Below are 20,012 nucleotides of genomic sequence, written 5' to 3' on the forward strand. Positions count from 1 at the left end.
CCTCGTCGGGCGGCCGCGTGCGGGTAGCTACGCGCGGGGGTGGGCCGCCGGGTCGGCGGGCCACCAGCAGGACAGTCGCGCGGGCATGGGCTCACCTTACGTGCCGGGCGTACGGCGGGGAAGCCGATCGGCGTACCCGGGCGCGCGGTGAGGTTGTCGGCCCCGGCCCACCGGGTACGTTGACCCGCGATGAACATTCTCGCGCTGGACCTGGGCACCTCCTCCGTGCGTGGGCTCGTGCTGGACAGCGACATCCAGGCGGTGCCGGGCGCGTTGGCCCGGCGCCGGGTGGAACTGACCGTCGACGACGACGGCACCGGCACCCTGGACGGCCGTGGCTACCTGGCCTGCCTCATCGAGTGTCTGGACGAGCTGAGCGAGCAGGGCTGGCTGCGCGAGGTGGAGCTGGTGGCGATCAGCGCGCAGTGGCACTCGGTGCTGCCGCTCGGTGCCGACGGTGAGCCGCTCGGTCCGGTGCTCACCTGGCTGGACACCCGGCCCGAGCCGCTGCCCGCGCAGGCCGGGCCGGCCGACCCGGACGCCTTCCACCAGCGCACCGGCACGTGGTGGCACCGCTGCTACTGGTCGGTGCGGCTGCCCTGGCTGCGCGCCCACAGTGGTAGTCCGGTGGCCCGGTTCACCGGCCTGGTGGAGTACGCGCTGAGTCAACTGCTCGACGACGCGCCGATGTCGATGTCCCAGGCGTCCGGTACCGGGCTGCTGGACCTGCGCACCCTCGACTGGGACGCCGAGGCGTGCGCGTTGGCCGGTATCGAGGGCGATGAGCTGCCCGAACTGGCACCGGCGGACTGGCGGGGACGGCTGCGTCCGGCGTACGCCCGGCGGTGGCCGACCCTGGCCCGGGTGCGGTGGGCGGCGCCGCTCGGTGACGGCGCCGCCTCCAACGTCGGCTCCGGCTGCGTCGACCAGACCCGGGCGGCGGTGACCGTGGGTACCTCCTCGGCGGTGCGGCTGCTCCAGCGGATGCCCGCGTACGCGCCGCTGGCGCCGCTGCCGGCGCAGCTGTGGCGGTACCGCGTCGACCATGACCACGTGGTCACCGGGGCGGCGTACTCCTCCGGTGGGAACCTGTTCGCCTGGGCCGACCGGGAACTGCGGCTACCGGCCGGCCCGGCGTTGGAGGCGGCGCTGCGGCGGCTGCCGCCCGATGGCGGGCGACCGGCGAACATCGGTTTCGGTGGCGACCGGCCGCCCGGAGACCGCCGTGCCGGCTCGGGTGAGCTGCGCGGGTTGAGCTTCGGCACCACCGCCGTGCAGTTGCTGGCCGGACTGATGTACGGGGTGTGCGAGCAGGTCGTCGGTGACCTGGCGGCGCTGGAGTCGACCGTCTCCTCGCCGGTCGAGGTGGTTCTCGGCGGCGGCGCGATGGCGGCCTCACCATGGTGGCGCGGCGCCTTCGCGACGGTGCTGGCACCCCGGCCGGTGCGCTTCGGTCGACATCCGGAGATCGGGGCGACCGGTGCGGCGCTGGTGGCCTGTGGCCGAATCGGCGACGCCGTGGCGTTGGCCGACATCAGCCAGACGGATGATCAATCATCGGCGGCCACGGCATAGGGTGACGCCGGCAGTGCCCTCGCTGAACCATCCGTAAGGCCAGGGCGTTGACAGTGCTCCGGGGCCTGGTTGGATGGACGGCGCTCCCCGGGTCGCGGCGGACGCGTGGGAGGAGGAACTCGTGGCAACAGGACCGGACCCGGCCCCGACGGTGTCGCAGCATCGCCGGCGTCGGTTCGATGTCCGGGTGGTGCCCCACCGGCGCCGTTCGCCGCTTCGCCTCCAGGACTGGCGGATGCGCACCAAGCTCGCCACGGTGCTGGTGATCCCGTCGGTCGCCTTCCTGGTGTTGGCCGGAGTGCAGACCCAGAGCCTGGTCGGCCGGGCCACCATCCTGGCCGACTTCGCCGCGCAGGTGGGCATCGGGCAGGAGGTCGCCCAGCTGGTGCACCGGTTGCAGCAGGAACGCGACCGTACGGCCGGCGAACTGTTCTCGTTGCGGGCCGCCCGCAACGAGGCCGCCAGCGCGAAGGTGCTCGCCACGCTCCAGCCCTACCGCGACGCCTCCGACGAGGCGGCGCAGGCGTTGCGGCGCGCGGCCGAGCCGTTGGCCGAGGAGAACGCCTCCTGGGAGGACACCTTCTCGGTGGCCTTCCAGGCGTACCAGCAGGTCGACTACATGCGTAACGTGATGGCGACCGTGGTGTTGAGCAACGACACCATCCTGGGTAACTACCATCGCGCCGTCGACGCGTTGCTGACCCTGCTCGCCCAGCCGTCGCCCGGCGCGGACCGGCCGGAGCTGTCCGACGCGGTGCTGCGTTACGTGCAGTTCGCCCGCGCCAAGGAACTCTCCTCCCGGGTCCGCGCGGAGCTGTACACGGCGGCCCGCACCCGCGAGTACGCCGACGAGGACCGGGCGCAGCTGAACGACCTGCGGTCCCGGCAACTGACCGCACTGGGCACCTTCCGCATCGCCGCGACCCGCGCCCAGGTGGCCCGCTACGACCAGATGAGCCAGGACCCGACCTTTATCGAGGCGGCTCGGATGGAGGAGCGGGCGCTGACCCAGAACCCGACGGCGCTGACGGTGCTGCCGGCCGAGGACTGGTGGACGGCCAGCGAGGCCCGGCACGAGCTGCTGCGGGTGTTCGAGACCGAGGTGTTGGCGGACTCGGCCGGCGAGGCGGACGAGGCCAGTGAGACCCAGCTGCGCGAGACGCTGCTGGTCGTCGGTGTGATCATCACAGTGCTGCTGGTGGCGGTACTGATCTCGGTGCTGATCGGTCGTTCACTGGCCCGGTCGATCCGCCTGCTGCGCTCGCAGGCGTTGCGGATCGCTCAGATCGAACTGCCCGAGGCGTTGGCCCGGCTGCGATCGGTGTCCGGCGGCGTGCCGCACATCGACGTTTCCCCGGCGGTGGTGCGGTCGCTCGACGAGATCGGTGAGCTGGCCGAGGCGTTCGTCGCGGTGCACCGCAGCGCGGTCGGGGTGGCCGTCGAGCAGGCGAACATGCGGCGCAACGTCAACGCGATGTTCGTCAACCTCGCCCGTCGTAGCCAGGTGCTGGTCGAGCGGCAGCTGGAGCTGCTCGACGACCTGGAACGCGAGGAGAGCGACCCGGACCAGTTGGAGAACCTGTTCAAGCTGGATCACCTCGCCGCCCGGATGCGCCGTAACGACGAGAGCCTGCTGGTGCTCGCCGGTACCGAGTCGACGCGCCGGTGGAACCGACCGATCGGGCTGGGCGCGGTGCTGCTGGCGGCGAGCGCCGAGATCGAGCAGTACCAGCGGGTGCGGCACGAGGCGGTGGCCGACCTGTATCTCGTGGGGCACGCCGTCGGCGAGTTGGTGCACCTGCTCGCCGAACTGTTGGAGAACGCCACCGCGTTCTCGCGCCCCGACACGATCGTGCAGGTGATGGCCCGCGCGGACGGGTCCGGCGCGACGATCGAGGTCGCCGACCAGGGCCTGGGCATGAGTCCGACGGCGCTGGCCGAGGCCAATGCCGTACTGGCCAAGCCGCCGGCGGCGGACGTGGCGACGGTCGAGCGGATGGGTCTGTTCGTGGTCAGCCACCTGGCCGCCCGGCACGGCATCGAGGTGCGGTTGCACGGCGGCGCCGGTGGGCTGGTGGCCCGGGTCCGGCTGCCCGGCTCGCTGCTGGCGGTGGCGCCGCCGCCGAGCCTGGATCCGCCGCCGTCGCCGCGGGTGTTGCCGGGCTCGGTGGCCCGGCCGGACCGGCCGGTCGATCCCGGGCCGGTGGACCTGCCGGTGGCCGGTCGCCGGCCGACCACGGTGCCCCGGCAGGCCCAGCCGGTGCCGGTACGCGCCGAAGACGTCCTCGCCCCGGCGGGCACGCCGGCCGACCCGGGCGGCGGCTGGTGGTCGCGGGAGGGGCCGACGTCGGCGGTTTCGACGACCGGCGCCGGGATGCCGGCACCACCGGCGGTGCCGGTGACGGCGGGTACCAACGAGCGGGGACTGCCGGTACGCGTACCGATGGCGCAGCTGAGCGCGGTGACTCAGTCGGCGCGTCCGGAACAGCAACAACCGGCCCGGCACGACCCGGACCCGGAGGCGGTCGGCGGCATGCTGTCGAGGCTGTACAGCGGTGTGCGGCGGGCCGAGGCCGAGGAGACCAGAGAAATACCCGTGTCGCCGCCCGGGGTATGGAGTGAAGGGGGACGAAGGTGACCACGTTGTCACAGGAGGCGCGAGACCTGAGCTGGCTGGTCAGCGCGTTCGCGGAGCGGGTGCCGGGAGTGGCCCACGCCGTGGTGGTCTCCTCCGACGGACTGTTGGTCGCCATCTCGGCCAACCTGCCGCGGGACCACGCCGACAAGCTGGCCGCGGTGACCTCGGGTCTGATGAGCATCACCGCCGGTGCGGCGCAGATGTTCGACGGCGACGTGGTCAAGCAGACCGTGGTGGAGATGGGCCGTGGCTACTTCCTGGTGATGCAGGTACGCGACGGTTCGATCCTGGCCACCCTGGCGGCGGCGGACGCCGACATCGGTGTGGTGGGTTACGAGATGGCCCGGCTGGCCAAGCAGGCGGGGGAGATGCTCACCCCGGCGCTGCGCGCCGAGTTGCAGCAGGCCCTACCCCGGTAAGGAAGGGCCCCCTGCTAACGCCTGCGGTAGTAGCGGGGCCCCCTGTTAACATCTCGGTCAGCCCAGGCTCAGGGCGCCCGGAGCGGCGGGTCGGGAGGCGAGCCACCAGGCCGCCGTGGCGGCCACGGCGACGGCGCCGCTGAACACGAACGGTGCCCCCAGGCCGACGTGCGCGGCCAGCGCCCCGCCGGCCAGCGCACCCAGTGCGGTGCAGCTGTAGGTGACCAGCCGGGACGCGGCGATGACCCGACCCAGCAGCCCACCCGGCACCAGGCGTTGCCGTACCGACAGGGCGGCGACGTTGAGCACGGCGAACGCCGCGCTGGTGGCGACCACCACGACCACGGCCACCGCCCGGTCGGCCACGACGGCCAACAGCACCGGTACGCCAGCGGTGACGGCCATCGACCAGGTGAGGACGGTGCGGTGGCGGAACCGGCCGATCAACCGGTCGGCGGTGAACGAGCCGAGCAGGCCGCCGGCCGCGCCGGTGGCCAGCAGCAGACCGAAGCCGAACGCGCCGAGGTCGAGGGCGTCCCGGGCGTAGAGCACGAAGATCGCGAACCAGGCGGTGTCGGCGGCGGCCACGGCGGCGGTGACCAGTACCAGGGTGCGCAGCATCGGTTGGCGTACCAGCCAACGCAGGCCGGCGAGGATGCCGTCGCCCGCACCGGCGGGCGGGTCGTCGGCGATGCGGGGCCGGTGGGCCAGGGTCAGTGGCAGGGAGAGCACCAGCATCACGGCGAGGGCGAGGGCGGCGCCGTTGACGGCGAACGGGATGGCGGCGCCGACGACGAACAGCAGCGCGCCCACCGGTGGTCCGACGAACTCGTTGCCGACGATCTCACCGGCGACCAGCCGGCCGTTGGCCTTCTCCAGCTGGGCGTCCGGAACGAGTCGGGGTACGGCGGTCTGGGCGGCGGTGTCGCGGATGGTTTCGCCGACGCCGAGCAGGAACGCGGCGGCCACCACCAGGGCGATGCTGGCCCATCCCAGGGCGACGGCGGCGGCGAGGGCGCCGAGCACGACGACCCGGCCGGTGTCGGCGGCGGTGAGCAGGCTCCGGGCGCCACGGCGGTCGGCGAGGGCGCCGGCGAGCAGGCCGGAGACGAGCCAGGGTAGGAACTGGGCGGCGGCCACGGCGGCGACCGCCAGCGGGTTGTCGGTGAGTGCCGCGGCCAGCAGGGGGAACGCGGCCACCCGGATGCCGTCACCGAGATTGGCCAGCGCGGCGGCGCTCCAGAACGTCCAGAACGGTCGGCCCAGCGATCGGGGATTCTGGTTCATGCCGGGAGCCTAGAGCGCCGCGCGTGGTGTGGGCGACGCTCGGGGTCGATCCCGCCGGGTGGCCCGGACCGCCGCCGGGCCCGGGCCGGGTCAGCTCCCCAGGCCCTGGTCGGGGGGTGGGATCGGGTCGTCGTAGACGCCGGGCCGCCCCGAGTGGCGGCGGCCGTTCAGGTACGGCAGGCCGTTGGCGGTGCAGCCGTGCAGTCCGAGGGTCTGCTGCTGCATCACCGGTGCCGGCCGTCCGCGCCCCGGACACAGTTCGTGACCCATGCCGAGGCGGTGACCGACCTCATGGTTGACCAGGTACTGACGGTAGTGGGCGAGGTCGGTGCCGAAGGCGGGTGCTCCCTTGACCCAGCGGGCGACGTTGAGGACCACCCGGTCGCCGTTGCGGCAGGAGGTGTAGCCGTCGGGGGTGTCCTGGCACAGCAGGTCACGGGTGCGGGGGGTGGCCAGGTAGATGGTGAAGTCGTGGCGCTGCCCGGCGCCGACCCGGCGCAGGCGCCACTGCCCGCCCGCGGTCCAGCCCTGCGGATCGGAGAGGATCTCGGTGACCTCGGCGGCGAAGTCGGTCGGTGGGATGCCGTCGATGTCGCGCTCGATGGCCACCCGGTAGCGCAGCAACCGACCCGATCCCGACCCGGATGCCGGCTCGCCGTCGGCGATGTGCCACCGGTTGCCGCCTTCGGCCGGGTAACTGATGGGTGGCGGTGACGCGACAGGTTCGACGGCCAGCGTCGGCCCGGCGGTCGGTGGCGCCGGCACGACGGGTGCGGCCGGCACGGTGGGTGCGGCCGGCGCGCAGCCGGCCAGCAGTACGGTGACCAGCGGTACGGCCACCAGCCGGAGCGGGGTGCGGCCGGCGGATACCCGAGGGGTGGGTGAGGTCATGGTTCTCCTTCTTCCGCCCACCCCTGGTCGGGGCAGGCGGGAGAAGGACGACCGGCGGCGGTGCAAAGTTGATCCGTCGACGGCTCAACCTTTGCGGGGTCCCACTCGTCCAGATAGCTCGTGAGGCAGGTGAGAGGTGGCGATGGCCAGGGGTGACGCCGAGTTCGTCGAGTTCGTCCACGCGGCGTCCGGGCGGCTGGCGCACGCCGCGTACCTGATGACCGGTGATCACCACCAGGCGGAGGACGCCACGCAGACCGCACTGGCACGTACCTACGCCTCGTGGTCGCGGGTGCGACGCGACGATCCCTACGCGTACACCAGGCGGGTAATGGTCAATTACATTGTGGACAACTGGCGGCGCCCGATTCGGGAGTACCCCACGGACGAGATTCCGCACCGGCATCGAGACGACGTCGCGGACGAGGTGACCGCCCGGCGCTGGCTGCAGATCGCGCTCGGCACCCTGACCGCTCGGGAGCGGGCGATCGTCGTGCTGCGCTACCTGTTCGACCTTCCGGAACTACAGGTGGCCCGCGAACTGGAGGTCTCCGTGGGCACGGTGAAGAGCACCAGCTCCCGCGCGTTGGGCAAGCTGCGTCAGACCCTGGTCGAGCTGCCGAGTACGCCGGGAGGGCAGCGATGAACGAGACGGACCGCCTGCGCGCGGCCATCCGGGCCACCGAACCGGAGGGCTGGGGCCAGTTCGACGTCGAGGCGATCATGCGGGAGGGGCGACGGCTGCGCTATCGGCGACGGGCCGTGGCGGGTGCCGGGGTGATGCTGTCGGTCGCGGTGGCGGCGGTCGGCGTCCTGGTCGTGCTCCGGCAACCCGGCCCGGTCGAGCCGGGTGTCCCGCCGGTGGTCACCGCGACGGCCACCACGCCGGGGGCGGGGTCCACCGTCGACCCCACGGGGCCGCCGGAGAAGCCGGCGCTCGGCGAGGTCCTGGGGACCGGGATCTGGTACGGCGGCGACGAGCGGGTCTTCTATTTCGTCCCGGTGGAGGTGCCCCGGGCAGCCGGGGTGACGATCGGGTTGGTCGCCGGCCGGCGTTCCCCGGATGGCAGGCTGACCGCGGACTTCCTGCTCAACGACTTCGAGGGCAGTGACCGTCGGCCCGGCTTCCACCAGATCGGGTACGAACCGTCGGCCGTGGTGGTGCCCGCCGACCCCGTGCCCACGTTCGGATACTTCGTGGGACCGGCCGCGCGAATCGTCGGCAGCGTCGGCAAGCGTCCCGTCGCGGCGCAGCTGTCCCGCTGGAGCGAGGACTCCGACGTGGTGATCTTCTGGTTCCACCCGAAGTCGCTGCCCCCCGGACAGCGCCTGGACGGCATCCTCGCCTGGGACGCGCAGGACCGGCAGCTCTGATGTCGATTCCGGTGCGGCGCTGCGCACGGTGCGCCGGTCGGGTCTGCCACGCCATGGCGTGGAGACTGGCCGATGGTGCGAGTGTCGACCGTTCTCGGGCCCGGGGGTGTGGGCACCCCGGGCCCGAGTGTGGCGCGTCCCGCGCGCCACCGGCCGTCGGCCCGGCAGTCAACTCCTGGGCTTTCCGCGCCTCCCCGCGCGGGCCCGGCCGGGCCTTTCCTCAAAGGGCGTTGTCGGCGATGACCTGGCGGTACCAGTGGGCGCTGCGCTTGAACACCCGGCGTTGGGTGGGGTAGTCGATGTAGATGAGTCCCCAGCGCTGGTCGTAGCCCTCGGCCCACTCGAAGTTGTCGAGCAGCGACCAGACGTGGAAGCTCTCCAGCGGCACCCCGTCGGTGATGGCGCGGTGGGCGGCGGCGAGGTGGTCGCGCAGGAAGGTGACCCGGCCGGTGTCCTCGACGGTGCCGTCGGCGGCCAGGACGTCGGGCGTGGGCAGGCCGTTCTCGGTGACGGTGAGCGGGATCGGCCCGTAGTCGCGGGTGACCCGGGTCAGGATGTCGTACATCCCGTCCGGGTAGATCTGCTGCCACGTCGCCTCCGAGGTGGGCCAGCGGCGTACGGTGCCGCCGGTGGCGGTGACGTAGATCGGGGTGTAGTACTGCACCGCGAGCAGGTCGATGGGGGAGGAGATGATGTCCAGGTCGCCGTCGCGGATGCCACGGACCATCCGGCTGTCCGGCCCGAGGTCGGCCAGGACGTCCTCCGGGTAGCTGCCCTTGAGGGCCGAGTCGAGGTAGAGCCGGTTTTCGTAGCCGTCGTACAGCCGGGTGGCCTCGGCGGCGCCGGGGGAGTCGTCGGCCGGGTAGCAGGGGTGCAGGTTGAAGGCCGGGCCGATGCGGCCGTTGGCGCCGTCGGCGCGCAGTGCCTGGACCGCGAGGCCGTGGGCGAGTTGCAGGTGGTGGGCGACCAGGTACGCGGCGTCCGGGTCCCGCCGGCCGGGGGCGTGGTGGCCCTGGAGGTAGCCGTTCTGTACGACGGTCTTGGGCTCGTTGATGGTGAGCCAGACCGGTACCCGGTCGCCGAGCGCGTCGAAGAGGGTGGCGGCGTAGTCGGCGAAGCGGTGGGCGACCTCGCGGGACTCCCAGCCGCCGGCGTCCTGCAGGGTCTGCGGCAGGTCCCAGTGGAACAGGGTGGCCATCGGGGCGATGCCGCGTTCGTGCAGGCCGTCGACGAGGCGGCGGTAGAAGTCGAGGCCACGTTGGTTGGCGGCGCCGGTGCCGTCGGGCTGGATGCGCGGCCAGGAGATGGAGAACCGGTAGCTGCGCAGCCCCAGGTCGCGCATCAGATCGAGGTCTTCGGCGTAGCGGTGGTAGTGGTCGGCGGCGACGTCACCGGTGTCGCCGTTGCGGGTACGTCCCGGTGCCCGGCTGAAGGTGTCCCAGACCGATTCGCCCCGGCCGTCCTCCTTGGCGGCGCCTTCGATCTGGTAGGCCGAGGTGGCCGCGCCCCAGCCGAAGTTCGTGGGGAACTGCAACCGGGCGGCAGCGCTGGCCGACGGGTCGCTCGGTGCTGCGGGGTCACCGGGCTGACAGCCGGTGAGGGCGGTGGCGGCAGCCGCGGTGGCGGCCGTGCCCAGGACGGCGCCGGCCGGGGTTGCGGCGGTGGCCGACAGCGCCGCGCGGCGCAGCAGGTGTCGCCTGGTGAGCATCGACATGGGTTCTCCTTGTGGATGGGGTGGCCGCCCGGAGCCTCGGGAGCGCTCCCAATACAGCGTAGAGGGTGGGCGGCCGCCGCCGGGGCCCGATCGTCGCAGATCACGAACGGTCGTGGCGGCGGGGGTGGCAAGGGTGAATGGGGGGTTGGCGTCGGCCGGTCGGGCAGCGGGTGTGGCGGGACCGGGTACGCCGAGTTCCGCGGGCGGACCGGCGGCGTGCTCCCGGGGTGGTCGGCGGGGCAGCGCACGGTCGGCGGGCGGGGCTACTGCCGTGCGGGGCGCGCGGGTGATGCGCGTCTGACCCGTCGGCCTCTTTTCCCATCGTGAACGGGGGTTTAGTGTGGGGACGGGGGAGGGCAACCCCCGTCCCCACCGTGTTGCGGTACACGCACGTGCGGATTGGCGTCCCAGTCGTGCGTGTCGCGCGGGAGCCGGGCCACGCGAGTGGCTTGAGGATCCACCTCCCCTCACTGTCGTGGGGCGACGGCTGACGGCGGTGTCCGGGCTGGCCCGCCGTCGGCCTGCGGTCTTCGTACCCGGTGCTGTGGGCACAGCGCCAGGTAATCCATTGCTTGGAACCTTGTCGATGGAAGCGCTCCCATCGACGTTGTTGCGACTGTAACGCCCGTCACGGCTTTGTGAAAGCCCCAAAACGAGATCGAAACAACCGGCTGGTTCCGGAAGTGGGATCCCTGGTGCTGGGAGCGCTTCCATGGCACACTGTCGATCGACCGCGTGGAGCCAGGTATGCGTGAGCGCGGGGTCGCCGAGGGCTTCCGGTGCGTCCGGTACGGCACCCTGAGTGCAGTGGGTGTGGCGCCGTACCCGACGGCGACCTGCTGCGTTTCCGGCCGATCGGCCGGTTCACCACCATCCACTGACGTCTCGCGTCCCTGTCGTGGGCGAGGCGTCCCGCCGGGGCGGCACCGTCCCCGGCCCGGTTCGAGGAGACACCGCGCAGATGAGAAATCTGGCAAGACGTCGCCGCCTGGCGTGGCTCGCCGCCGCGGCGCTGGCGATCGGCGGGGTGACCGTACCCGCCGGCGCCGCACAGGCCGCGCCGGCCTGCGATGTGGTCTACACGACCAACGACTGGAGCAACGGCTTCACCGCCAACGTCACCATCAGAAACATCGGCGATCCGATCAACGGCTGGACGTTGCGGTTCGCCTTCCCCGGCAACCAGCGCGTCACCCAGGGCTGGTCGGCCCGGTGGAGCCAGAGCGGCAACCAGGTCACCGCCGTCAACGAGTCGTACAACGGCAACCTCGCCACCGGCGCCAGCACCACCATCGGCTTCAACGGCTCCTACACCGGCAGCAACCCGAAGCCGACCTCGTTCTCGGTCAACGGGGTCACCTGCGGTGGCACGGCCCAGCAACCCCCGACGGTGAGCCTGTCGATCCCCGCCGGCCCGTTCGTGGCCCCGGCGACCGTGCCGCTGACCGCCACCGCGAGCGACCCGGACGGCACCATCGCCCGCGTCGAGTTCTACCGCAACGGCCTGCTGGTCAACACCGACACCACCGCGCCGTACGCGTACACCCTGGAGAACCTGCCGGCCGGTGACTACACCGTGCAGGCCCGGGCGTTCGACAACAGCGGCCTGTCGGCGATCGCCGAGCGGGCGTTCACCGTCACCGCCGCCACCTCGCCGGCCCTGGTGGCCACCCCGACCGCGCTGAGCGTGGCAGAGGGCGGCAGCTCGACGTTCAACCTCAAGCTGAACCGGGCGCCCACCGCCAACGTCGCGGCGACCCTGGCCCGTACCGGCGACACCGACATCACCGTCACGCCGACCTCGGTGACGCTGACCCCGAGCAACTGGAACACCGGGGTCGACGTGACCGTCCGGGCCGCCGAGGACGCCGACACCGTCGGTGGTACCGCCACCGTCACCGCCTCGGCCTCGGGCTACACGCCGGCCACCGTCACCGTCACCGAGATCGACAACGACGTGCCCGGTGGCGACGGCGAGTACGTCCAGCGCTTCCTCACCCAGTACGGCAAGATCAAGAACTCGGGGTACTTCAGCCCCGAGGGCGTGCCGTACCACTCGATCGAGACGCTCATCGTCGAGGCGCCCGACCACGGCCACCAGACCACCTCCGAGGCGTTCAGCTTCTGGCTGTGGCTGGAGGCGTACTACGGCCGGGTCACCCAGAACTGGACGCCGTTCAACAACGCCTGGACGGTGATGGAGCGCTACATCATCCCGTCCACGGCCGACCAGCCGACCGCCGGCAGCCCCGGCGACGCCAGCTACGCGGCCGAGAACGACCTGCCCAACCAGTACCCGTCGCAGTTGGACTCCAACGTGCCCGTCGGCCGCGACCCGCTGCGCGCGGAACTCCAGCAGACCTACGGCACCGGCAACATCTACGGCATGCACTGGCTGCTGGACGTGGACAACGTCTACGGCTACGGCCGCTGCGGCGACGGCACCACCCGCCCCGCGTACATCAACACCTTCCAGCGGGGCACCCAGGAGTCGGTGTGGGAAACCGTGCCGCACCCGTCCTGCGACACCTTCCGCCACGGCGGCCAGTACGGCTACCTGGACCTGTTCATCAAGGAGTCCGGCGCCCCGGCCCGGCAGTGGAAGTACACCAACGCCCCGGACGCCGACGCCCGCGCCGTGCAGGCCGCGTACTGGGCGCTGACCTGGGCCAAGGAGCAGGGCAAGGCGGCCGATGTGGCGGCCACCGTGACCAAGGCCGCGCGGATGGGTGACTACCTGCGGTACGCCCTGTTCGACAAGTACTTCAAGCGGATCGGCAACTGCGTCGGGGCCAGCGCCTGCCCGGCCGGCAACAACCGCGAGTCCGCGCACTACCTGCTGTCCTGGTACTACGCCTGGGGCGGCGCGTACGACGCCAGCCAGAACTGGTCCTGGCGGATCGGCTCCAGCCACAGCCACTTCGGCTACCAGAACCCGTTCGCGGCCTGGGCGCTGACCAACGTCGACGAGCTCAAGCCGCGCTCGGCGACGGCGGCGGCGGACTGGACCAACAGCCTCAACCGGCAGTTGGAGCTCTACACCTGGTTGCAGTCGGCCGAGGGCGGCATCGCCGGTGGCGCGACGAACAGCTGGGGCGGGCACTACGGCACTCCGCCGGCCGGCACCGCCACCTTCTACGGCATGTTCTACGACGAGGACCCGGTCTACAACGACCCGCCGTCGAACCAGTGGTTCGGCATGCAGGCCTGGTCGATGCAGCGCATCGCCGAGCTGTACCTGGTCTCGGGCAACACCCGGGCCAAGGCGCTGCTGGACAAGTGGGTGCCGTGGGCGATCGCCAACACGACGCTGGGCACCAACTGGTCCATCCCGTCGGACATGAAGTGGACGGGCCAGCCCGCCAACTGGAACCCGAGCAACCCGCAGCCGAACAACAACCTGCACGTCGAGGTGACGGTCAAGGGTCAGGACGTCGGTGTCGCCGCGGCCTACGCCCGTACGCTCATCGCGTACGCGGCCAAGTCGGGCAACACCGCGGCGAAGAACACCGCCAAGGGGCTGCTGGACGCGCTGCACGCGGCCAGCGACGCCCAGGGTGTGTCGACGGTGGAGAAGCGTGGCGACTACCGGCGCTTCGACGACGTCTACGACGCCTCCACCGGGCAGGGCCTGTACATCCCGCAGGGCTGGACCGGCCGGATGCCCAACGGTGACGTGGTCGCCCCGGGCAAGAGCTTCGTCGACATCCGGTCGTTCTACAAGAACGACCCGGCGTGGCCGAAGGTCCAGGCGTACCTCGACGGCGGGCCGGAGCCGGAGTTCCGCTACCACCGGTTCTGGGCCCAGGCGGACGTCGCGATGGCGTACGCCGACTACGGAAAGCTGTTCCCCAACGGCTGAACGACGCCCTCCGGGTGGGCGGTGACCCACCCGGAGGCTTCGGCCGGACCTCGGGGGTAAGAGGCAGGTCCGGCCGGCGGCCTGACTCCCACGGTCAGGCCGGGGTGGGTCGGCCCTCTGGCCGACGCAGCGGAGCAGCCGGCCCACCCCACCGCCGACTATCCGATGGGCCACACCACGCAGATCGCGAAAAAAAGTGGCCGCCCCGGGATCACAACACCGCCGGGGACGGAGTAACGTACATCACCGGAGAGGCCGCTCCCCCCGTGGCGGCCTCTCCCTTTATGTCTGAAGCCCGGTGGCTATGCCTGCGGCCCCGTGTCCGGATGCCGCAGCCCCGGATGCCCGGCCGGCAGCGACCGGCGCACCACCGCCCAACTGACCGCCAACGCCGTGGCCACCAGCGGCCAGGTGAGCCCGACCCGGGCCGCGGTCAGGGCGAGCACCTGACCGCCCAGGTACAGCGGCACGAACACCGCCACCCGCACCGCGTAGGTGGCCGTCCACACCCAACTGCCCCGGGCGTAGGCCCGCAGCAGCGCCGGGTCCCGCCGCCACCGACTCCGTTGCCCGAGGGCCGCGCCGACCACCACCCCGAGCAGCGGCCACCGCACCACGATGCTGACCACCCAGACCAGGGCGCTGGCCGCGTTGGCGAGCAACTGCACCAGGAAGAAGTCCTCGGCCCGTCCGGTGCGGGCCACCACGATTGCGGCCACGCAGACGGCGAGCAGCCCGAGCAGCACCGACCGGGGCCGGTCCCCACGACGCAGTCGCCATCCGGCCACCGCGGCGCCGACGGCCAGGGCGGCCAGTACGCCGGCCGTGATCGACCGGTCGGCCAGCAGCCAGCCTGCCGTGAAGGCGACCGGCGGCAGGGTCGCGTCGACCGCTCCCCGCCGCCCGCCGAGCAGGTCGGCCAGCGACTCCGGTCGCTGCACGCTCGGGGTGTCACGCTCCGACGTACCGGTCACCGTCGTCCTCCTTCACCAGTGCCCAAACCTATCCCGACGCGGTCGGCGGGCCACCGGTCGACTGGCAGAGGCGGGCCGCTAAGTTGTGCGGGTGCGCGTGACGCCGAGGGGTGGGACTGCGGTCTGGCTGGTCGTGTTGGCCCTCGTCCAGACGGTGGCCTTCATCGTCGTCTGGCGATTCGCCCTCTACACCGACGTCGGGCAGTGGATCGACACGGTGGCGCTGACCGGCAACCGGATCGGCCGCGACCACATCGTGGATCCGGTGAACCGGATTCTCAACGCGATGTCCGTGGTCTCGCTGCTGGCGGTCACCGTGATGATCGGGTTCATCGCGTTGATCCGGGGCCGGGTGGCCCTCGCCGTGGCGGCCACCCTGCTGATCGCCGGGGCCAACGTCAGCACCCAGGTACTCAAGTACGGTCTGGTGCGGCCGGACTACGGCATCGACCCGGAGCGGGCCGACGTGGGTAACAGCCTGCCCAGCGGTCACACCACCGTGGCCGCCTCGGTGGCGGTGGCGCTGGTGCTCGTACTGCCGCCCAAGGGGCGGGCCTTCGCCGCCCTGGTCGGCGCCGGCTACGCGGCGGCCGCCGGGGTGGCGACCCTGTCCGCCGGCTGGCACCGACCCAGCGACGCGGTGGCCGCGTTCCTCGTGGTCGGGGTGTGGGCCGCCCTGGCCGGCCTGCTGCTGCTGATCACCCAGCGGGAGCGGGCGCAGGTGGCCTCGGCCGACGCGCACCGGGGCAGCGCACTGCTGCTCGGCATCGGCGGGCTGCTGGCGATCGCGGCCTGCGCGCTGGCATTGACCTGGCTGGTCGGGCTGCGCGCCACCGCGCCGGCCGAACTGTCCCGGCAGCCCCTCTTCGTCGGGTACGCCGGCAGTGCCGCCGGCATCGCCGGCACGATGGGGGTGGTGATGGCGCTGGTCCTGTCCGCCGTGCACCGGATCGTCCCCCGCCACCAGGGCTGACCCCACGCCCTCGTCGCCCCGCCCGCCTGAGCGCGATCATGAATACTGGGGCGGTCGTGGCGGCGATGGGGGACGGAGACGGTCGATGTCCGGTGAGCGGTCCGCGGAGCAGTCAGCCGAGTTGTCCGAGTCGGGGGAGCGGGTAGGGGACCTGGACCTCGTCCGGGCGGCCTTCCGGGACGAGTGCGCACGGCTGACCGAAGTGCTGGCCACCCTCGATCCGGCTGACCTGGACCGGCCCACCCGCTGCGCGCCGTGGACGCTGGCCGAACTGCTGGCACACGTACGCACCGGCGCCGGCCGGCTGGTCGACATGCTGGCCGCGCCCGCGCCGACCGGCGCGCTGGTCGACGCCGCCGGCTACTTCGGCGCCGCCAAGTTCACCCCTGACGTGGACGCCGCCCGGATCGGCGCCGCTCAGGCCGAGGCGGCCCGGGTGGAGTCCGCCCGGGCCGAGACATCCGGGATCGACGCCGGCCAGGTCGAGGCTGGCCGGGGCCGGGTCGAGGGCCGAGGCTGGGGCCAGGGCCGGAGTGGTCCTGGTCGCCCATGGTCGGGCGGCGGGGCGGGGCCGGGCGTGGACTTCGAGCGGGCCTGGCGGGCCACGCTCGCGGCGGTCGACGCACACCCACCGGAGCGGGTGGTACGCACCCGGCACGGCGACGCGATGACGGTGCCGGAGTTCCTGCGTACCCGGGTGGTGGAGGTCGGGGTGCACGGTCTGGACCTGGCCGCGGCGCTGGACCGGCCACCCTGGTTGACCGCGACCGCCAGCCGGGTCATCGCCGACCTGCTCACCGGCGGGCGTCGCCTGCCGGCGGAACTGGGCTGGGACCGGCTGACCCTGATCGCCAAGGTCACCGGCCGTGCCGGGTGTAGCCGGGCCGAGCAGGCGGTCCTCTCCGGCGTCGGCCTGCCACTGCTCTCCTTCGGCCGCTGACGACCACTATCGACGACGCCTGTCCCGCCCGCGTGCCGCAGCGGCCTCCGGCGCCTGCCGGCCCGCCGCGAGCGGCGGTCAGGCGGCGGATCGAGGTGCGGGTACGTGGGGCACGGCAGCGCGCAGGTGGGCCAGCACCACCGGGTCGATCCGGCCGGGCGCCAGCCGCTCCTCCAGGTTCTCCAGACCGGCCCAGGCGACCAACGCGTCCTCGGGCTCGGCCGGGTCGGCCGGATATCCGAGCGCGGTGAGCAGCCCGGCCACCTCGACGGCCACCGCACCGGCCAGGTCGAGCAGGGTGGCCGGATCGGGACGGCTGAACATGAGGGTGTGTACGGCCAGCAGCCGGTCGAGCTCGGTGATCGGATCGGGATGGTCGTCGACCCGCAGGTCGATCATGACGTCGCCGGTGCCGCCGTACCCGCCGCCGCGACGGACCACGACGAGCCCGGCGCTCTGCTGGCCACGCCGGTCGCCGCCGGCCTCCTGCCCGGCGCGCAGTGCGGCGAGCAGCCGCTGCGCGAAGGGCAGATCGGTGCCGGCCAGCCAGGTGTCGCGCAGCGCGTCGACGACCTCCGGGCCGGTCAGGATGTTGCCCTGGGCGGCCCAGCCGTCACCGGCCTGCCCGCCGGCCCAGTCGCGGCAGTGCGCGCCGGTGTACGTGGCGCCGGGGCCGGTGGCGGCCACCACACCGAGTTGCCGGTGGTCGCGTTCCGGGTCGGCGGCGACCAGTCCGGCGACCACCCCGGCGGCGGCCACCCCGGTACCCAGCAGGGCCAGTCCCTGCGGGCGGTAGGCCAGGTTCACGTGCGCCTGGGTGGCGATCGCGCCGATGTCGGCCTCGGCCGCCGGGACGAGCGCGCCGGCGGCCAGGAAACGGCTGGCCACGGCGACGCCGTGCAGGCGGCCGTCGGCGGAGCGGGCGACGAGCGAGAAGGTCACGCGGGAAAGGTTAGCGCTGGTCGCGGCCCGGTTGCCGGTCCCGCGCGGTCAGAACGGCGGGGCCGGGGCCTCCGGTGGGCCGTTGCGGGCCCGGCGGGCGTCGGCCAGCGCGACCGCGCCCAGCACGACCGCGACCAGGGCCTCCGACCAGAGCGGCGGACGGTGGACCACCACCGGCACCGAGACGGCCAGCACCAGCGCGGCGATCCACCGGGACGGGGAGACCCGGTTGAACACCTCGTACTCGAACCGGGCGCGGCCGATCAGGAACAACACCGGCCCACCGACGATCATGGCGATCCAGGCGTTCTCGGGGCGATCCATCGGATGCTGGATGGCCAGGTCGTAGCCGATCGCGATGGCGGCCAACCCGATCACCATGACCAGATGGGTGTCCGCCGCCGAGCGGCCGATGCTGGCCGGCCGGCGGGCCTCGGCGACCGCCTCGGCGAGAATCTGCCCGGCCCGCTGGACGTAGATCCGCCACAGCAGGATCGTGATCGTCATGGCCAGCGCGAAGGTGGCGGTCCGGGCCGCGCCGTAGCCGCTGTCGCTGTAGGAGAAGCCGGCCACCAGGATCGTCTCGCCGAGCGCGATGAGGAAGAACTGCTGGTAGCGCTCGGCCAGATGCCGGCCGGCGATCTCCCAGCGGGACACCATCGAGCGGCCCAGCCCAGGAATCGGAAAGCCGAACCGGCCGGCGACGTACTCGACCCCCAGCGCGCAACTCCAGAGCACCACCCGGGGGTTGGTCGGCAGCAGGGCGCCGACGATCCACAGCACCCCGGTGACCGCGTAGGTGATCGCCGTCCTGATTTTGAGGAGCCGCTCCGGTGTCCCGACGGCGAGCAGGGTCAGCGGTCGGGTGAGCTGAGCGACCACGTACGCCACGGCGAAGGCCAACCCGGTGGCGGTGAACGCCCGGGGGATGGCCACCCCCATCACCATGCTGCACACCAGCGCGGTGATCACGATGACTTGCAGCCCGGAGTGGTACGGATCGTACCGGCTGGTGGACCAGGCGGTGCCCTGCCAGACCGCCCACAGGGCGAGCAACAACAGCAGCGTCTTGGCGCCCCCGGTCACCGGCGTCCACCCCGTCGCGCCACCGGGCTCCAGGGCGAGGTCCTCGAAGGCCCGGGCGGAGATCCGGGTGAGCGCGAACACGAAGATCAGATCGAAGAACAACTCCAGGAACGTCGCTCGCCCCGGGTCCCGGCTGACCGGCGTCAGCCGACCGGCGACGCGCGCCACGGTCAGCGATCCCGATCAACAGTCCGGCCCATCCCGTTGTCGTAACACCACCGGCTGCCCTCGTGGCGGGTAACCCGGAAACCGACAAGATCTTGCTCGGCGGGCCGCTCGGCGGGCACCATCGATCGATGACGACGCGATGGGCGATGACGGTGCCGCTGGACGGTATCCCGCTGGCCGACCACGCCGCCGGGTACGCGGCCATCGCCGAGGCCGGCTTCACCGACGTGTGGTCCTCCGAGGTCAACGGTGCCGACGCGTTCACCCCGTTGGCGTTGGCCGCCGCCTGGCAGCCACGGCTACGGCTCGGTACCGCCATCGCCGGGGTGTTCAACCGTGGCCCCGGCCTGCTGGCGATGAGCGCCGCCGCGCTCGCCGACGTCGCTCCCGGCCGGTTCTGCCTCGGCATCGGCGCGTCGTCGCCGATGCTGGTGTCGGACTGGAATGCGGTGGAGTTCACCGCGCCGTTGCGGCGTACCCGGGACATGGTGCGTTTCCTGCGTGCGGCGCTGCGCGGGGAGACCGTCGACGGTGCCTTCGACACGTTCGCGGTGCGCCGGTTCACCCTGCAACGCCCGCCGGCCGTACCGCCGCCGCTGCTGCTGGCCGCGCTGCGTCCGGGCATGCTGCGGCTGGCCGCCGCCGAAGCCGACGGGGTCATCCTCAACTGGCTCGCCGCCACCGACGTGCCCCGCGCGGTGGCCGAACTCGGCGAACGTCGCCCGCACTTCGAGGTGGTCGCACGGATCTTCGTCTGCCCCACCGAAGACGCCCGGCACGCCCGCACCCTGGGCCGCCGGATGATCACCAGCTACCTGACCGTGCCCGCGTACGCGAAATTCCACCGCTGGCTCGGCCGTCAGGAGGCGTTGTCCGCGATGTGGCAGGCATGGGCGGCCGGCGACCGGCGGGCCGCCCTCGCCGCCGTGCCCGACGAGGTCGTGGACGCGCTGATCGTGCACGGCTCGCCCGAGCAGTGCCGGGCCCAGGTCCACCGGTACACCGAGGCCGGGGTGGACGTACCGGTGCTGGCCCTGCTGCCCACTCCCGAACTCGCTGCCGGGGACCCGGCGGCCCTGGCCACCATGCTCGCCCGGCTCGGGCCCCGCGCCCGGACACCGGCCTGAACCGCACCGACCGGGGTTGGTGTCACGGCGGGACCGCCGTGC

At 72.6% G+C, this 20,012-nt stretch carries 15 protein-coding genes; 9 read left to right on the forward strand and 6 right to left on the reverse strand.

Translation table 11 applies throughout. From position 1 onward, the window contains the following. Positions 1-189 precede the first annotated feature (189 nt). The 3 genes from E0H26_RS12695 to E0H26_RS12705 all read left to right on the forward strand — a co-directional run bounded on the left by E0H26_RS12695 (position 190) and on the right by E0H26_RS12705 (position 4,632). Positions 190-1,575 carry an FGGY family carbohydrate kinase gene (locus E0H26_RS12695; protein ID WP_131303811.1) on the forward strand — a complete coding sequence of 462 codons (1,386 nt, stop codon included), beginning with the start codon at positions 190-192 and terminating at the stop codon, positions 1,573-1,575. A 121-nt stretch (positions 1,576-1,696) separates the two neighbouring features. Next, on the forward strand, positions 1,697-4,213 hold the full coding sequence (locus tag E0H26_RS12700; protein WP_206025044.1) for a sensor histidine kinase: 2,517 nt from the start codon (positions 1,697-1,699) through the stop codon (positions 4,211-4,213). After that, complete coding sequence (locus E0H26_RS12705) at positions 4,210-4,632, forward strand: roadblock/LC7 domain-containing protein (protein ID WP_131303813.1); 423 nt, start codon at positions 4,210-4,212, stop codon at positions 4,630-4,632. The genes E0H26_RS12700 and E0H26_RS12705 overlap by 4 nt, the downstream gene beginning before the upstream one ends. Before the next feature lie 57 nt (positions 4,633-4,689). Here the strand turns inward: E0H26_RS12705 and E0H26_RS12710 are convergent, their stop codons facing one another. Beyond that, positions 4,690-5,919 (reverse strand): MFS transporter, encoded by a 1,230-nt coding sequence (locus E0H26_RS12710; protein ID WP_131303814.1) that lies wholly within the window; start codon positions 5,917-5,919, stop codon positions 4,690-4,692. A gap of 90 nt (positions 5,920-6,009) precedes the next feature. Further along, positions 6,010-6,810, reverse strand: a complete 801-nt coding sequence (locus E0H26_RS12715) for a DUF3152 domain-containing protein (protein ID WP_131303815.1) — start codon at positions 6,808-6,810, stop codon at positions 6,010-6,012. Between the two features lie 142 nt (positions 6,811-6,952). Here E0H26_RS12715 and E0H26_RS12720 point away from each other — a divergent pair, with 142 nt between their 5' ends. Together E0H26_RS12720 and E0H26_RS12725 are read left to right on the forward strand one after the other, a co-directional pair. Continuing rightward, on the forward strand, positions 6,953-7,456 hold the full coding sequence (locus E0H26_RS12720; protein ID WP_131303816.1) for a SigE family RNA polymerase sigma factor: 504 nt from the start codon (positions 6,953-6,955) through the stop codon (positions 7,454-7,456). After that, positions 7,453-8,184: a hypothetical protein gene (locus E0H26_RS12725; RefSeq protein WP_131303817.1), complete on the forward strand. Its 732-nt coding sequence runs from the start codon at positions 7,453-7,455 to the stop codon at positions 8,182-8,184. Before E0H26_RS12720 ends, E0H26_RS12725 begins: the two co-directional genes overlap by 4 nt. Before the next feature lie 220 nt (positions 8,185-8,404). Here E0H26_RS12725 and E0H26_RS12730 read toward each other — a convergent pair whose 3' ends face one another. Beyond that, positions 8,405-9,898 carry a GH1 family beta-glucosidase gene (locus tag E0H26_RS12730; RefSeq protein ID WP_131303818.1) on the reverse strand — a complete coding sequence of 498 codons (1,494 nt, stop codon included), beginning with the start codon at positions 9,896-9,898 and terminating at the stop codon, positions 8,405-8,407. Between the two features lie 961 nt (positions 9,899-10,859). On the opposite strand from E0H26_RS12730, the gene E0H26_RS12735 reads away from it, so the two are divergent. After that, positions 10,860-13,760, forward strand: coding sequence for a glycoside hydrolase family 48 protein (locus E0H26_RS12735; protein WP_131303819.1), 2,901 nt, complete (start codon positions 10,860-10,862; stop codon positions 13,758-13,760). Between the two features lie 302 nt (positions 13,761-14,062). On the opposite strand, the gene E0H26_RS12740 is transcribed toward E0H26_RS12735, so the two are convergent. Beyond that, positions 14,063-14,734, reverse strand: a complete 672-nt coding sequence (locus E0H26_RS12740) for a DUF3159 domain-containing protein (protein ID WP_131303820.1) — start codon at positions 14,732-14,734, stop codon at positions 14,063-14,065. 85 nt (positions 14,735-14,819) lie between these two features. On the opposite strand from E0H26_RS12740, the gene E0H26_RS12745 reads away from it, so the two are divergent. Both E0H26_RS12745 and E0H26_RS12750 read left to right on the forward strand, forming a co-directional pair. Continuing rightward, positions 14,820-15,707 (forward strand): phosphatase PAP2 family protein, encoded by an 888-nt coding sequence (locus tag E0H26_RS12745; RefSeq protein WP_131303821.1) that lies wholly within the window; start codon positions 14,820-14,822, stop codon positions 15,705-15,707. Between the two features lie 85 nt (positions 15,708-15,792). Next, positions 15,793-16,647, forward strand: coding sequence for a maleylpyruvate isomerase N-terminal domain-containing protein (locus tag E0H26_RS12750; protein WP_131303822.1), 855 nt, complete (start codon positions 15,793-15,795; stop codon positions 16,645-16,647). A 78-nt stretch (positions 16,648-16,725) separates the two neighbouring features. Here the strand turns inward: E0H26_RS12750 and E0H26_RS12755 are convergent, their stop codons facing one another. Further along, positions 16,726-17,589 carry a DUF1028 domain-containing protein gene (locus tag E0H26_RS12755; RefSeq protein WP_131303823.1) on the reverse strand — a complete coding sequence of 288 codons (864 nt, stop codon included), beginning with the start codon at positions 17,587-17,589 and terminating at the stop codon, positions 16,726-16,728. Between the two features lie 48 nt (positions 17,590-17,637). Beyond that, on the reverse strand, positions 17,638-18,843 hold the full coding sequence (locus tag E0H26_RS12760; RefSeq protein ID WP_131303824.1) for a low temperature requirement protein A: 1,206 nt from the start codon (positions 18,841-18,843) through the stop codon (positions 17,638-17,640). A 146-nt stretch (positions 18,844-18,989) separates the two neighbouring features. Between E0H26_RS12760 and E0H26_RS12765 the strand changes: the two genes are divergently transcribed. Then, entirely contained in the window at positions 18,990-19,970 is a 981-nt protein-coding gene (locus E0H26_RS12765; RefSeq protein WP_131303994.1) for an LLM class F420-dependent oxidoreductase, read from the forward strand. The last annotated feature ends 42 nt before the right edge of the window (positions 19,971-20,012 follow it).

It is taken from the genome of Micromonospora zingiberis, from assembly GCF_004331455.1.
In the GTDB taxonomy this organism is placed as follows: domain Bacteria; phylum Actinomycetota; class Actinomycetes; order Mycobacteriales; family Micromonosporaceae; genus Micromonospora; species Micromonospora zingiberis.

What these genes read in the sequence shown, in the direction of transcription:
- E0H26_RS12695 (WP_131303811.1), top strand. Translation starts at nt 190, where the DNA reads ATGAACATTCTCGCGCTGGACCTGGGCACCTCCTCCGTGCGTGGGCTC.
- E0H26_RS12710 (WP_131303814.1), bottom strand. Translation starts at nt 5,919, where the DNA reads ATGAACCAGAATCCCCGATCGCTGGGCCGACCGTTCTGGACGTTCTGG.
- E0H26_RS12715 (WP_131303815.1), bottom strand. Translation starts at nt 6,810, where the DNA reads ATGACCTCACCCACCCCTCGGGTATCCGCCGGCCGCACCCCGCTCCGG.
- E0H26_RS12720 (WP_131303816.1), top strand. Translation starts at nt 6,953, where the DNA reads ATGGCCAGGGGTGACGCCGAGTTCGTCGAGTTCGTCCACGCGGCGTCC.
- E0H26_RS12725 (WP_131303817.1), top strand. Translation starts at nt 7,453, where the DNA reads ATGAACGAGACGGACCGCCTGCGCGCGGCCATCCGGGCCACCGAACCG.
- E0H26_RS12730 (WP_131303818.1), bottom strand. Translation starts at nt 9,898, where the DNA reads ATGTCGATGCTCACCAGGCGACACCTGCTGCGCCGCGCGGCGCTGTCG.
- E0H26_RS12735 (WP_131303819.1), top strand. Translation starts at nt 10,860, where the DNA reads ATGAGAAATCTGGCAAGACGTCGCCGCCTGGCGTGGCTCGCCGCCGCG.
- E0H26_RS12750 (WP_131303822.1), top strand. Translation starts at nt 15,793, where the DNA reads ATGTCCGGTGAGCGGTCCGCGGAGCAGTCAGCCGAGTTGTCCGAGTCG.
- E0H26_RS12765 (WP_131303994.1), top strand. Translation starts at nt 18,990, where the DNA reads ATGACGGTGCCGCTGGACGGTATCCCGCTGGCCGACCACGCCGCCGGG.